The organism is Enterobacter sp. RHBSTW-00593, from assembly GCF_013784105.1.
GTDB classification, from domain to species: Bacteria; Pseudomonadota; Gammaproteobacteria; order Enterobacterales; family Enterobacteriaceae; genus Enterobacter; species Enterobacter ludwigii.
Window position 1 is genome coordinate 1,973,215 of the sequence record NZ_CP056393.1, and the last position, 12,740, is coordinate 1,985,954.

The window sequence follows — 12,740 nt, forward strand, 5'->3', positions numbered from 1 at the left end:
CAGGGTGTTATACGAGGAGGGAACGTGTCATCGTCAGCCCGATCGTCAGTTTTGACGATGACACGTTAGCCTTCACAGAGGGGAGGGTTTTTAGAGATCGTCCATGGTGTGACCCACAACGATTTCCAGGGTCTTACGAATGACATCTGCCTGCACAACGTCGTTTGTGCATTCCAGCGTCTGGATCAGCCACAAAATGATCGCTTTGTTGGACAGGTGTCCTTCAGAAGCCAGAACACAGCGTACTGCAGTAGAAAAAACAGCGGACTCTTCAGCAAAACGATCGCCTGCGTGACGGAAATATTCCGACAGCGCGCTTTCTAAAAAAGCGGAATGGTATTCGGGTTGAAGCTGAATATTTTGTCTCATTTGTTCTCACCGTAGCTGTAAAATTGCAGTCAATGTATTTTTCTGGGATCGGACGGTTTTCCATTTCCAAATAACGGCACTACATTGTCTCTTTTAACGTTGAGAGATCCCTCTCTATCGGTTCGTCCTTGCGCGGTTCTGCGACGTTTCAGGGCGATGTTGTTTGAACCGATGTCGGCAATCACCATCGCAAGTGTCTCCCGCCGCTGGGGATCCTTTTCATGTGCTTTCATATCCCGCAGACGCTGAACCAGAGCTTCGGTTGTGACGGGGCCTCGCTCTTTCAAAAGAGAAAGAACGGCTTCACCGATAAGCTGGTCAATCAGTCGGTCTGCATCACTGCTGTTCATAACATTACCGTTCGAAAAGCAGACCAAGCAGCATGTGGTAATGCTGTTCCTCTTCAGGCCCATCGGCCTTTTCGAGGCGGCTTAAGAGTTTGGTACAGAGCGATTTGCGATTCAGATTTCGCCCGTCGCTTAGAATCTCAACCACGACCTGACCGAGCGTCTCCTGTTGGGTAGGAAGCGCGGCTTTCTCGAAGTAGTGCGCGATCGCTGCTGCTGAATCTGCGACATAATCCTTCTGCTGCATGTTTCGCTCCTGTAAAAAAATGTAATCACTAACGTTACATTTAAGGTATACACAATTTCCAAATCTGTACATAGAAAATGTACAATTTTTTAAAATAATTGTGATATATTTTATAAAATCTATGTTTATCAGGTGGTTGAGTCATAAAAATGAAGCATTTCCGTTACAGAATATATTGTACAATACGCACGGTGATGGATAAGTTGTACAACGCAGGAAACGGATGCGTTAGGTGCCGTAAATGGTTGAGATGTAAATTATTTGTCACGTAATTAATATGCTATAACAGATGTTTACCGACGTGTTTTTGTGGCCAACCCCTAACCCCCTTCAGGATAAGCATGCTTACAACCATCATATACCGCAGTCATATCTGCGAGGACGTTCCAGTGAAAGCGCTGGAAAACATGGTAGCTGCTGCAAATAGTAAAAACCGGCAATCCAATGTCACGGGGATCTTGCTGTTTAACGGCACGCATTTTTTTCAGTTGCTCGAAGGCCCAGCGGAAAACGTTTCATCCATTTACGAGCAGATTTGCCAGGACACGCGCCACCATAACGTGGTGGAGCTGATGCGCGATCACGGCCCCTCCCGACGCTTCGGCAAGGTTGGCATGGAGCTTTTTGACTTGCGTCAGTTCGACAGGGAAGAGGTGCTTCAGCAGGTTCTCGACAAAGGCACCAGCAGGTATCAACTGACATATAGCGATCGCGCCCTGCAGTTTTTCCGCACTTTCGTGGAGGCCACGGAGAAAGCCAACTACTTTGAACTGCCCCCTGCAGATGCCTGGGATTTTATCCCGGAAGAGACGCCTTTATCGGCGCAACCGGAGGTGGTGGCTAAAGGTGCGGATTGCAGCTTTGCGTTCCAGCCTATCGTGGATCCGTTTATGCAGCAGGTCGTCTCCTGGGAGGCCTTGATCCGCACGCCCACCGGTGAATCCCCCGGAACCTATTTTGCCCAAATTCCTCGTGAAGAGGTGTACGCCTCTGATTTGAAAAGCAAGCAGGTTGCGCTCTCCATGGCGAGCGCTCTGGGATTACAGGATCAGACATTATCCATTAACCTGCTGCCCATGACGCTGGTCAACGTGCCTGGCGCCGTGGATTTCCTGCTGACGGCCATTGACGCGAATGGCTTTGTGCCGGAGCAGATTGTGGTGGAATTCACCGAGAGCGAAGCGATTTCCCGTTTTGAAGAGTTTACCCATTCGGTCAGGCAGCTAAAAAGTGCCGGTATCAGCGTAACCATCGATCACTTTGGTGCCGGTTTTGCCGGTCTGCAGTTACTGGCGCAATTCCAGCCTGACAGAATTAAGATTAACCGCGATCTGGTCGCGAATGTGCACAAAAGCGGCCCGCGGCAGGCCATCATTCAGGCGATTATCACCTGCTGTTCCTCGCTGGAGATCCAGTTCTGTGCCGTCGGCGTTGAGAAGCCTGAAGAGTGGATGTGGCTGGAGTCTGCAGGCATTTCCCAGTTCCAGGGGCATCTGTTTGCCAGCCCGCGTCACGGGGGAATTCCGGCGATCGCGTGGCCAGAGAAGAAGTTTGAATTTTGAGAAAGCTGTACATAAACCTGCAAGCTTGACTGTACGCGCGGCAAAATTTGTACAACAATACATTAACGGGTGAAGGAACTTGTATACCCTTCACCCGCTCAAAAAGAGGCCTTAGTTATACAAATGGTTTGTACAATCTGATAAGGTTGGTCTGGTTGGGTATGGAAGTTCTAAGCGTGAGGGAGTTAATGGCCTATTACAGTATCGGCGAAGTGGCCGAACGATGCGGTATCAACCCCGTTACGCTGCGTGCCTGGCAGCGCCGTTATGGATTGTTGAAGCCGCAGCGAAGCGAAGGGGGCCATCGTCAGTTTGACGATGAAGATATCCTGCGTATTGAAGAGATCAAACGCCTGATGAAAAGCGGCGTTTCGGTCGGCAAAGTCAAAGGCTTGCTGGAAAACAAAGAAGTGATGACTCAGGGTAACTGGGCATCAATCCAGGAAGAGATGATGACGGTTTTGCGTTATGCCAGCCCGGCAAAGCTGCGCGCCAAAATAGGCGAATTCCGCCGCGATCACGCGATGGATGCGCTTATCGATAATATTATTTCTCCCGTTCGTCAGCGAATGAATCAGGATCAAAATACGGTGCGTCATATGGCGAGCCTGCTTGACGGTGTGCTGATAGAATTTGCTGTCGCAAGCCTGGCGGAGTCACGTAAGAAAGCCGGTAAAGATGCTCTGCTTATTGGCTGGGAGTGCGATGACCGCACCCACCTGTGGCTTGAGGCTGCGCGTCTGGCACAAAAGGGATGGCATATTGATGTGCTGGCCGACCCGATTGATTCCCCTCGTCCGGAGCTTTTTCCTGGGCAAAGAATTTTCGTCTGGACCGGTAAAGCGCCGACGCCGCGTCAGCAGGAACTGCTTGACCACTGGCGTGAACAGGGTTTTGTTGTCTCCTTTCATCATTAATTTTCGCAGGCCTTGAAGGCCTTTTTTTGCTCGTCGTTCCCCTGGATAAAATCTATCTTAAAAATAGGCATTTCCGATGCATATTTTATTTTTCCCCTTTACTCCGCTTTTCTGATTAGATAACCCATTATTTTTCAAAGTATTGAACAATTAAATCCATCCCGCCCGCATCCGCTGACAGGGTCTATGCTTAATAAAAGTATGCAAAAAGGGCGATTTAGCCCAATGCCCCTGCTGACAGAGGGTTGAAGTGATAATCGTTATCACTAACATGGTGTTATGCCCTGGGGCTTATTAGATGAGGTGGACCTATGGAACTGCATTCAGAAACCTTCAATCCTGCCGACTTCGCCTGGCGTGGCTTAACGCTCACGCCAGCGGCGGCGGCACATATTCACGAACTGGTGGCGAAAAAGCCAGATATCCTCGGCGTGCGCCTGGGGGTGAAACAGACCGGCTGCGCAGGATTCGGTTACGTGCTCGATACCGTCACAGAACCCGAGAAAGATGATCTGGTATTCGAAACTGACGGCGCAAAATTGTATGTCGCCCTGCAGGCCATGCCGTTTATTGACGGCACGGAAGTGGACTACGTACGTGAAGGTTTAAACCAGTTATTCAAATTTCATAACCCGAAAGCCCAGAACGAATGTGGGTGCGGCGAAAGCTTTGGGGTATAGGCGGTACTATGTCTCGTAATACTGAAGCAACGAGTGATGTTAACACCTGGAGCGGCGGCCACCTCAATTATAAAGAGGGGTTCTTTACCCAGCTGCAGACCGATGAACTGGCGAAAGGCATCAATGAAGATGTCGTCCGGGCGATCTCGGCCAAACGTAATGAACCTGAATGGATGCTGGAGTTTCGTCTGAGCGCCTTCCGGGCCTGGCTGGAAATGGAAGAACCTCACTGGCTGAAAGCGCATTATGACAAGCTGAACTATCAGGATTACAGCTACTACTCTGCGCCATCCTGCGGGAGTTGCGACGACACCTGCGCCTCACAGCCTGGCGCTGTGCAGCAAACCGGTGCGGACAACAGCTTCCTGAGCAAAGAAGTGGAAGAGGCATTTAACCAGCTGGGTGTGCCCGTTCGCGAAGGGAAAGAGGTGGCGGTGGACGCCATTTTTGACTCCGTCTCAGTGGCGACAACCTACCGTGAAAAACTGGCAGAGCAGGGGATTATTTTCTGCTCTTTCGGCGAAGCGATTCACGAGCACCCTGAGCTGGTGAAAAAGTACATCGGCACCGTGGTGCCGAGTAACGATAACTTTTTTGCCGCGCTCAACGCGGCGGTAGCGTCTGATGGCACCTTTATCTACGTACCAAAAGGCGTTCGCTGCCCGATGGAGTTGTCGACCTATTTCCGTATCAACGCGGAAAAAACCGGTCAGTTCGAACGCACCATTCTGGTGGCCGATGAAGGCAGCTACGTCAGTTACATTGAAGGTTGCTCCGCACCGGTCCGTGACAGCTACCAGCTTCACGCCGCGGTGGTTGAAGTCATCATTCATAAAGATGCAGAGGTGAAATACTCCACGGTGCAGAACTGGTTCCCGGGCGATGGCAACACCGGCGGTATTCTGAACTTCGTGACCAAGCGTGCGCTGTGCGAAGGCGAAAACAGCAAAATGTCCTGGACCCAGTCGGAAACCGGCTCTGCCATCACTTGGAAATACCCGAGCTGTATTTTGCGTGGGGATAACTCGATCGGTGAGTTCTACTCCGTGGCGCTGACCAGCGGCCATCAGCAGGCAGATACGGGTACCAAGATGATCCACATCGGTAAAAACACCCGGTCGACCATTATTTCTAAAGGCATCTCCGCCGGGCACAGTCAGAACAGCTATCGTGGGCTGGTCAAAATCATGCCGACGGCCACCAATGCCCGAAACTTTACCCAGTGTGACTCAATGTTAATTGGCGCAGACTGCGGGGCACACACCTTCCCGTACGTTGAATGCCGTAACAATACCGCCCAGCTTGAGCACGAGGCGACGACGTCACGTATTGGGGAAGATCAGCTCTTCTACTGCCTGCAGCGCGGGATCAGTGAGGAAGATGCCATCTCAATGATTGTGAACGGCTTCTGTAAGGATGTGTTCTCTGAACTGCCGCTGGAATTTGCCGTTGAAGCCCAGAAACTCCTCGCCATTAGTCTTGAACACAGCGTCGGTTAAGGAAAGCACATGTTAAGTATTAAAGATTTACAGGTTAGCGTGGAAGACAAAGAGATCCTGCGTGGTCTCAATTTTGATGTCAAACCGGGTGAAGTCCACGCCATTATGGGCCCCAATGGCTCCGGGAAAAGTACGCTCTCCGCGACGCTGGCAGGACGCGAAGATTACGAAGTGACCCACGGGTCGGTCGAATTTAACGGCAAAGATTTGCTGGAGATGTCGGTGGAAGAGCGGGCCGGTGAAGGTATCTTTATGGCCTTCCAGTACCCGGTGGAGATCCCGGGGGTGAGTAACCAGTTCTTTCTGCAAACGGCGCTGAACGCGGTACGTAAATATCGCGGACTGGAAGCACTGGACCGCTTTGATTTTCAGGATCTGATGGAAGAGAAGATTAAGTTGCTGAAAATGCCGGAAGACCTGCTGACCCGCTCGGTCAACGTCGGTTTTTCAGGCGGTGAGAAAAAGCGTAACGACATTCTGCAGATGGCGGTCCTTGAGCCTGAACTGTGCATTCTGGATGAAACCGACTCCGGTCTGGATATCGATGCCCTGAAGATTGTCGCCGACGGGGTGAACTCCCTGCGCGACGGCAAACGCGCGTTCATCATCGTCACTCACTACCAGCGTATTCTGGATTACATCAAGCCGGATTTCGTCCATGTGCTTTACCAGGGGCGTATTGTGAAATCCGGTGATTTCACGCTGGTTAAACAACTGGAGGAGCAGGGTTATGGCTGGCTTACCGAACAGCAGTAATGCGCTCCAGCAGTGGCACCGTCTGTTTGAAGCGCAGGGCAATACGCGCTCGGAACAGGCGCAACAGCACCTGCAGCAGATGCTGCGTCTCGGTTTGCCGTCACGCAAGCAGGAGAACTGGAAATACACGCCGCTTGATGGCCTGCTGAACGGCGAGTTTGTCACCCGCCTGGCAGACATCAGCCCGGCGCAGCGCGATGCCCTGGCATTGACCGTGGATGCCGTGCATCTGGTCTTCGTCGATGGTCAGTTCCGCCCTGAGCTGAGTGACAGCACCCAGGACTGTGGGTTTGAGATTGCCATTAACGATGACCGTCAGAGCCTGAGCGCCCCGGTACAGCCCGAGGTCTTCCTGCATCTCACCGAGAGCCTGGCGCGGAGCGTGACGCATATTCGCGTTAAGCGTAACCAGCGTCCGGTAAAACCACTGCTGCTGATGCACATCACTCAGGGAGCAGACGGCGACGAGATCAACACTGCTCACTACCGCCACCATCTTGAGCTGGCGGAAGGGGCGGAGGCTACGGTGATTGAGCATTACGTCAGCCTCAACGAGGCCCGGCACTTTACCGGGGCGCGTTTGACAATGCATGTTGCCGCCAATGCCCAGCTTCACCATATCAAACTGGCGTTTGAAAACCCGCAGAGCCACCACTTTGCGCATAACGACATGCTGCTTGGACAAGATGCCGCGGCATACAGCCACAGCTTTTTGCTGGGCGGCGCGGTACTGCGCCACAACACCAGCACGCAGCTTAACGGCGAGAATACAACGCTTCGCATCAACAGCCTGGCGATGCCGGTTAAAACGCAAGTGTGCGATACACGTACCTGGCTTGAGCACAACAAAGGCTACTGTAACAGTCGCCAGCTGCACAAAACCATTGTCAGCGACAAAGGAAGGGCGGTGTTTAACGGCCTGATTAACGTGGCGCAGCACGCGATTAAAACCGACGGGCAGATGACCAACAACAACCTGCTGTTGGGACGCCTGGCGGAAGTGGACACCAAACCACAGCTTGAAATCTATGCTGATGACGTGAAGTGCAGCCATGGCGCGACGGTCGGGCGAATTGATGACGAACAGATGTTCTATTTACGCTCCCGCGGTATCGACCAGCAGGCGGCGCAGCAAATGATCATCTATGCGTTTGCCGCTGAACTGACGGAAGCGCTGCACGATGGCCTGTTAAAACAGCAGGTGCTGGCCCGTATCGGGCAGCGTCTGCCTGGAGGCGAAGCATGAGTTTTCCCGTAGAGAAAGTACGGGCAGATTTTCCGGTTCTGACCCGTGAAGTGAACGGTCTGCCCCTGGCGTATCTGGACAGTGCGGCCAGCGCGCAGAAACCGAATCAGGTGATCGAAGCGGAAGCGGAATTCTACCGCCACGGTTATGCTGCCGTGCACCGGGGGATCCACACCCTGAGTGCGGAGGCGACCCAGCGTATGGAAAATGTGCGTACCCAAATCGCCGCTTTCCTCAATGCACGCTCGCCAGAGGAACTGGTGTTTGTGCGCGGTACCACCGAGGGGATCAACCTTGTTGCCAACAGCTGGGGCAACGCGCAGGTCCACGCGGGGGATAACATCATCATCACCCAGATGGAGCACCATGCCAATATCGTGCCGTGGCAGATGCTCTGTGAGCGTGTCGGTGCGCAACTGAGGGTGATCCCATTGAACGTTGATGGCACCCTGCAGCTTGAGCAACTCGATGCGTTGCTGGATGCGCGTACGCGGCTGGTGGCCGTGACCCAGGTTTCTAACGTGCTGGGAACCGAGAACCCGGTGGCAGCGATTATTGAGAAAGCCCACCAGGCTGGCGCGAAGGTGCTGATTGATGGTGCGCAGGCGGTCATGCACCACGCGGTCGACGTCCAGGCGCTGGACTGCGATTTCTACGTCTTCTCCGGGCACAAGCTCTATGGGCCGACCGGGATTGGCGTGCTGTACGTGAAAGAAGATATTTTGCAGGCGATGCCACCGTGGGAAGGGGGCGGCTCGATGATCGCGACCGTCAGTCTCTCGGAAGGGACCACCTACGCACGCGCGCCGTGGCGCTTTGAAGCTGGCACGCCGAATACCGGCGGGATTATCGGGCTGGGGGCGGCCATCGCCTATGTCACGTCTGTTGGCCTTGACGCGATTCAGGAGTACGAACACCTGCTGATGCACTACGCGCTGCATGAGCTTGCCAGCGTACCGGCGCTGACCCTGTATGGTCCGGCGGACCGCCAGGGGGTGATTGCGTTCAATCTCGGTAAACACCATGCATACGATGTGGGCAGTTTCCTCGATAACTACGGCGTGGCCGTGCGTACCGGGCACCACTGTGCTATGCCGTTGATGGCGTTTTACCAGGTGCCGGCGATGTGCCGCGCATCGCTGGTGATGTACAACACAACGGAAGAGGTCGACAGGCTGGTGGCGGGGCTTAAACGTATTCACCAGTTGCTGGGCTAACGGAGAGGCGACAGATGGCAGATTTGCCGGATAAAGAAAAATTACTGCGTAACTTCGGGCGTTGCGCAAGCTGGGAAGAGAAGTACCTCTATATCATTGAACTGGGCCAGCGTTTACCACCGCTCAGCGAAGAGGCACACAACCCGGAAAATATTATTCAGGGCTGTCAGAGCCAGGTCTGGATTGTGATGGAGCAGACGCGCGACGGCGTGATCGAATTACAGGGCGACAGTGATGCCGCTATTGTGAAAGGGCTTATTGCGGTGGTATTTATTCTCTATCACCAGATGTCAGCGCAGGATATTGTCGCTTTTGATGTCCGCCCGTGGTTTGAAAAAATGGCCCTGACCCAACACCTCACCCCGTCCCGTTCCCAGGGGCTGGAAGCGATGATTCGCGCCATCCGCGCCAAAGCTGCAATCCTTAGCTAGACTTACAGAACAGCATTCATTCTGTTTCGCGAGGTGGTTCCCGCCTCGCTGGTTTTTCAGCTTTCTGGCATCCGGCCAGTGAATAAGGAATCTCAGCATGAAGCGCGCGTCTCTAATAACTCTATTACTCCTGGGTTCGCTCGGTGCTCTTAATTCGGCCCGCGCGATGGATTACCCGTTGCCGCCCGCAGGCAGCCGTCTGATTGGGCAAAATCAAACCTACACGATACAGGAAGGGGATAATAAACTTCAGACCATCGCTCGCCGGTTTAATACTGCAGCGCAGCTTATCCTTGAAGCCAATAATACTATTGCGCCGGTAAACCCTGCGCCGGGGACGGTGATCACGATCCCTTCGCAGATGCTGTTGCCCGACACGCCCCGTGAGGGGATTATCGTGAACCTGGCGGAGCTGCGGCTTTACTACTTCCCGCCGGGCGAAAACATCGTTCAGGTTTTCCCGCTCGGCATTGGGCAACTGGGACTGGAAACGCCGGTCACTACCACCCGGGTCAGCCAGAAGATCCCTAATCCTACCTGGACCCCAACACCGGGCATCAGAGCGCGCTCTCTGGAGCAGGGCATTAAATTACCGCCCGTGGTCCCGGCCGGGCCAAATAACCCGCTAGGACGCTTTGCATTGCGTTTAGGCGTGGGGCACGGGGAATACCTGATCCACGGCACCAGTGCGCCGGACAGCGTCGGCCTGCGGGTCAGCTCCGGCTGTATGCGCATGAACGCGCCGGATATTAAAGCGCTGTTTGAGCAGGTGCGGGTCGGCACGCGGGTGCAAATCATTAATGAGCCGGTGAAGTTCTCCGTCGAGCCTGACGGTAAACGCTATATTGAAGTGCATCGTCCGCTGGCGCAGGTTGAGGGTGAAAACCCCCAGATGACACCCATTTCGCATTCCGCAGACTTTGCGACGTTTGTCTCGCAGTCAGGAAGTGATAAAGCGCTTATCGATAAAGCCTTGTCACGCCGCGCGGGGATCCCGGTAGCCGTGTCGGCCGATAACGGCGCGTCAGCGCGTCAGAACGTGTTGTCAGTACAGAACAGTCGGACATCCGCTGTGGTCGCGGAAAATGACGGTGAGAAGGTGACGCAGTAGGGGTTTGACGCAGACAAAAAAAATGGCGCACAATGTGCGCCATTTTATTAACAGGTACTATTACTTACGGTATTTAGTAGCCTGGTTGTCCAGACGCTGGTTAGCGCGAGCTGCGTCGTCTTTAGCAGCCTGAACGTCGGAACGCATTGCGTTCACGTCGTTGCTCAGCTGGTCAACTTTAGCGTTCAGAGTCTGAACGTCAGAAGACAGCTGATCGATTTTAGCGTTGCTGGAGCAACCAGCCAGCAGAGTAGAACCCAGGATTACCGCGCCCAGTACCAGTTTAGTACGATTCATTATTAATACCCTCTAGATTGAGTTAATCTCCATGTAGCGTTACAAGTATTACACAAAGTTTTTTAGGTTGAGAATATTTTTTTGATGGGAATACGCCTATTTTTGATCGTTCGCTCAAAGAAGCATCGAATCGGCCCTTTTTTGGCAAAAAGCTCTGTAAAAAAAGGCATTTTTCATCGGATTCATCTTAGATAATTCGCAATTAAATAGAGAAACCCGATTTGCTTTTTGAATGACTTTGGCTAATGCATGAAATAAAAAAAGCGTCCCGGAGGACGCTTTTTATGAAAATTAATTCGTTCGGGAATTATTACAGCACGTGAACAGATGCTGTGTTGGTGGTTCCGCTTGGTACCAGCGCACCAGAAACCATGACCACAACGTCGCCTTTCTGTGCCAGGCCGCTTTCCAGCGCCAGCGCTTTACCCTGAATGTAGAAATCGTCGGTAGACGCGATTTCTTTCACCAGATGCGCAACCACGCCTTTGCTCAGCACCAGCTGACGGGCAGTGGTTTCGTTAGTGGTCAGCGCCAGGATCGTCGCGTCCGGGAAGTATTTACGGACTGCGCGAGCAGATTTACCGCCCTGGGTGGCAACCACAATCAGAGGCGCTTCCAGTTTCTCAGCGGTTTCTACCGCACCGCGGCAGACTGCTTCGGTAATACGCAGTTTGCGGCTGTCGTTGTTGAAGTCCAGACGGCTGGTCATCACGCGGTCAGTACGTTCGCAAATGGTCGCCATAATGCCAACGGCTTCCAGCGGGTATTTACCTTTCGCGGATTCGCCGGACAGCATGACTGCATCGGTACCGTCGAGGATGGCGTTAGCCACGTCGCCAGCTTCTGCGCGGGTTGGGCGTGGGTTTTTGATCATGGAATCCAGCATCTGCGTTGCGGTGATAACCACTTTACGCGCGCGAACACACTTCTCGATCATCATCTTCTGCGCGAAGATAACTTCTTCAACCGGGATTTCAACACCCAGGTCACCACGTGCAACCATGATGCCGTCTGACGCTTCGAGGATTTCGTCGAAGTTGTTCAGGCCTTCCTGGTTTTCGATTTTGGAGATGATCTGGATCTTCTCGCCGCCGTGCGCTTTCAGGTGCTCACGGATTTCAACCACGTCGGAACGTTTACGGATGAAGGATGCCGCAACGAAGTCGACGCCTTGCTCGCAACCGAAGATCAGGTCTTGTTTGTCTTTTTCAGCCAGGGCTGGCAGCGCGATGGAAACGCCTGGCAGGTTAACGCCTTTGTTTTCACCCAGGTCGCCGTTGTTCAGCACTTTACAGATAACCTTGTTACCTTCGATGGCGGTCACTTCCATGCCGATCAGACCATCGTCTACCAGCACGGTGTTGCCAACGGACAGGTCGCTGGTGAAACCTTCATAGGTGACCGCAACGATTTCGTTGTTACCGACAACAGTCTTGTCAGTGGTGAAGGTGAAGGTCTGGCCCGCTTTCAGAGAGACGTCGTTACCGCCTTCCAGTTTGATGGTGCGGATTTCTGGACCTTTGGTATCCAGCAGGATGGCTGCTTTTTTACCGGTCTTGCTCATCACGTTGCGCAAGTTTTGAATACGCTGACCGTGTTCAGCATAGTCACCGTGGGAGAAGTTCAGACGCATAACGTTCATGCCGGCGTCCAGCATTTTGCTCAGCATCTCTTCAGATTCGGTTTTCGGGCCGATAGTACAAACAATTTTCGTCTTTTTCATGACAGTCTTAGTCTTTAAGTTGGGAAGGATATGGAAATCTCGCTCCGGGGGCGCACCGCCGCGGAGTCAAACCTGTGTTGCAAAAGAGTATATGACACGCACTAAGGATAGGAGACATCAAATGAGCGTGCAGAAGAAAGTGTGCCTGAGTGACAGCCCAACGAAGGAGAGGAGTAGTTGTACGTTGTTTTTTGTATTCCAAGCGCTGAAACCATTCACCAGGGATTAGGCGCGCATTATACGCTGATTTTAAGATAAAAGGAAAATGAAAACAGCGTTTCAAAAATAATCTGTGCAGATCCACATGAGATTGTTATCAAGGCGTTAAGGTTAGATGA

The 12,740-nt window shown here is 52.9% G+C and carries 15 protein-coding genes; 9 read left to right on the forward strand and 6 right to left on the reverse strand.

Going from position 1 to position 12,740, the window contains the following annotated elements; translation table 11 throughout:
* Window positions 1-90: 90 nt before the first annotated feature.
* The 3 genes from HV242_RS09300 to ycgZ are packed head-to-tail and all read right to left on the reverse strand — an operon-like array spanning window position 91 to window position 963.
* Complete coding sequence (locus HV242_RS09300) at window positions 91-369, reverse strand: biofilm development regulator YmgB/AriR family protein (RefSeq protein ID WP_050736677.1); 279 nt, start codon at window positions 367-369, stop codon at window positions 91-93.
* 29 nt (window positions 370-398) lie between these two features.
* Window positions 399-719: a hypothetical protein gene (locus tag HV242_RS09305; protein WP_020884369.1), complete on the reverse strand. Its 321-nt coding sequence runs from the start codon at window positions 717-719 to the stop codon at window positions 399-401.
* 4 nt (window positions 720-723) lie between these two features.
* Complete coding sequence (gene ycgZ / locus HV242_RS09310; RefSeq protein ID WP_020884368.1) at window positions 724-963, reverse strand: regulatory protein YcgZ; 240 nt, start codon at window positions 961-963, stop codon at window positions 724-726.
* 341 nt (window positions 964-1,304) lie between these two features.
* Here ycgZ and HV242_RS09315 point away from each other — a divergent pair, with 341 nt between their 5' ends.
* From HV242_RS09315 to ldtE, 9 genes are all read left to right on the forward strand, one after another.
* The gene (locus HV242_RS09315; protein WP_014169734.1) at window positions 1,305-2,525 is read left to right on the forward strand and encodes a diguanylate phosphodiesterase; all 1,221 of its coding nucleotides are present in this window, start codon (window positions 1,305-1,307) and stop codon (window positions 2,523-2,525) included.
* A gap of 188 nt (window positions 2,526-2,713) precedes the next feature.
* Window positions 2,714-3,442: a MerR family transcriptional regulator gene (locus HV242_RS09320; protein WP_020884367.1), complete on the forward strand. Its 729-nt coding sequence runs from the start codon at window positions 2,714-2,716 to the stop codon at window positions 3,440-3,442.
* Window positions 3,443-3,753: 311 nt separating this feature from the next.
* Window positions 3,754-4,122 carry a Fe-S cluster assembly scaffold SufA gene (gene sufA / locus HV242_RS09325; RefSeq protein ID WP_014169736.1) on the forward strand — a complete coding sequence of 123 codons (369 nt, stop codon included), beginning with the start codon at window positions 3,754-3,756 and terminating at the stop codon, window positions 4,120-4,122.
* Window positions 4,123-4,130: 8 nt separating this feature from the next.
* Complete coding sequence (gene sufB, locus HV242_RS09330; protein WP_020884366.1) at window positions 4,131-5,621, forward strand: Fe-S cluster assembly protein SufB; 1,491 nt, start codon at window positions 4,131-4,133, stop codon at window positions 5,619-5,621.
* Between the two features lie 9 nt (window positions 5,622-5,630).
* Window positions 5,631-6,377: a Fe-S cluster assembly ATPase SufC gene (gene sufC, locus HV242_RS09335; protein ID WP_050736678.1), complete on the forward strand. Its 747-nt coding sequence runs from the start codon at window positions 5,631-5,633 to the stop codon at window positions 6,375-6,377.
* Window positions 6,352-7,623, forward strand: a complete 1,272-nt coding sequence (gene sufD / locus HV242_RS09340; RefSeq protein WP_044868190.1) for a Fe-S cluster assembly protein SufD — start codon at window positions 6,352-6,354, stop codon at window positions 7,621-7,623. Before sufC ends, sufD begins: the two co-directional genes overlap by 26 nt.
* The gene (gene sufS / locus HV242_RS09345) at window positions 7,620-8,840 is read left to right on the forward strand and encodes a cysteine desulfurase SufS (protein WP_050736679.1); all 1,221 of its coding nucleotides are present in this window, start codon (window positions 7,620-7,622) and stop codon (window positions 8,838-8,840) included. The genes sufD and sufS overlap by 4 nt, the downstream gene beginning before the upstream one ends.
* 14 nt (window positions 8,841-8,854) lie before the next feature.
* Window positions 8,855-9,271, forward strand: a complete 417-nt coding sequence (gene sufE / locus HV242_RS09350; RefSeq protein WP_050736680.1) for a cysteine desulfuration protein SufE — start codon at window positions 8,855-8,857, stop codon at window positions 9,269-9,271.
* Window positions 9,272-9,368: 97 nt separating this feature from the next.
* Complete coding sequence (gene ldtE / locus HV242_RS09355) at window positions 9,369-10,382, forward strand: L,D-transpeptidase LdtE (RefSeq protein ID WP_050736681.1); 1,014 nt, start codon at window positions 9,369-9,371, stop codon at window positions 10,380-10,382.
* A gap of 60 nt (window positions 10,383-10,442) precedes the next feature.
* On the opposite strand, the gene lpp is transcribed toward ldtE, so the two are convergent.
* The 3 genes from lpp to ynhH form a co-directional block, all read right to left on the reverse strand.
* Window positions 10,443-10,679 carry a murein lipoprotein Lpp gene (gene lpp, locus HV242_RS09360; protein WP_001082307.1) on the reverse strand — a complete coding sequence of 79 codons (237 nt, stop codon included), beginning with the start codon at window positions 10,677-10,679 and terminating at the stop codon, window positions 10,443-10,445.
* A 310-nt stretch (window positions 10,680-10,989) separates the two neighbouring features.
* Window positions 10,990-12,402 carry a pyruvate kinase PykF gene (gene pykF, locus HV242_RS09365; protein ID WP_014169744.1) on the reverse strand — a complete coding sequence of 471 codons (1,413 nt, stop codon included), beginning with the start codon at window positions 12,400-12,402 and terminating at the stop codon, window positions 10,990-10,992.
* Window positions 12,403-12,409: 7 nt separating this feature from the next.
* Window positions 12,410-12,706, reverse strand: a complete 297-nt coding sequence (gene ynhH, locus HV242_RS24455) for a protein YnhH (RefSeq protein WP_419145756.1) — start codon at window positions 12,704-12,706, stop codon at window positions 12,410-12,412.
* Window positions 12,707-12,740 lie beyond the last annotated feature (34 nt).

Coding starts and splice junctions, on each gene's coding strand:
- HV242_RS09315 (WP_014169734.1), top strand. CDS start 1,305: ATGCTTACAACCATCATATACCGCAGTCATATCTGCGAGGACGTTCCA.
- sufA (WP_014169736.1), top strand. CDS start 3,754: ATGGAACTGCATTCAGAAACCTTCAATCCTGCCGACTTCGCCTGGCGT.
- HV242_RS09300 (WP_050736677.1), bottom strand. CDS start 369: ATGAGACAAAATATTCAGCTTCAACCCGAATACCATTCCGCTTTTTTA.
- sufD (WP_044868190.1), top strand. CDS start 6,352: ATGGCTGGCTTACCGAACAGCAGTAATGCGCTCCAGCAGTGGCACCGT.
- sufC (WP_050736678.1), top strand. CDS start 5,631: ATGTTAAGTATTAAAGATTTACAGGTTAGCGTGGAAGACAAAGAGATC.
- HV242_RS09305 (WP_020884369.1), bottom strand. CDS start 719: ATGAACAGCAGTGATGCAGACCGACTGATTGACCAGCTTATCGGTGAA.
- HV242_RS09320 (WP_020884367.1), top strand. CDS start 2,714: ATGGCCTATTACAGTATCGGCGAAGTGGCCGAACGATGCGGTATCAAC.
- sufE (WP_050736680.1), top strand. CDS start 8,855: ATGGCAGATTTGCCGGATAAAGAAAAATTACTGCGTAACTTCGGGCGT.
- sufS (WP_050736679.1), top strand. CDS start 7,620: ATGAGTTTTCCCGTAGAGAAAGTACGGGCAGATTTTCCGGTTCTGACC.
- pykF (WP_014169744.1), bottom strand. CDS start 12,402: ATGAAAAAGACGAAAATTGTTTGTACTATCGGCCCGAAAACCGAATCT.
- sufB (WP_020884366.1), top strand. CDS start 4,131: ATGTCTCGTAATACTGAAGCAACGAGTGATGTTAACACCTGGAGCGGC.
- lpp (WP_001082307.1), bottom strand. CDS start 10,679: ATGAATCGTACTAAACTGGTACTGGGCGCGGTAATCCTGGGTTCTACT.
- ldtE (WP_050736681.1), top strand. CDS start 9,369: ATGAAGCGCGCGTCTCTAATAACTCTATTACTCCTGGGTTCGCTCGGT.
- ycgZ (WP_020884368.1), bottom strand. CDS start 963: ATGCAGCAGAAGGATTATGTCGCAGATTCAGCAGCAGCGATCGCGCAC.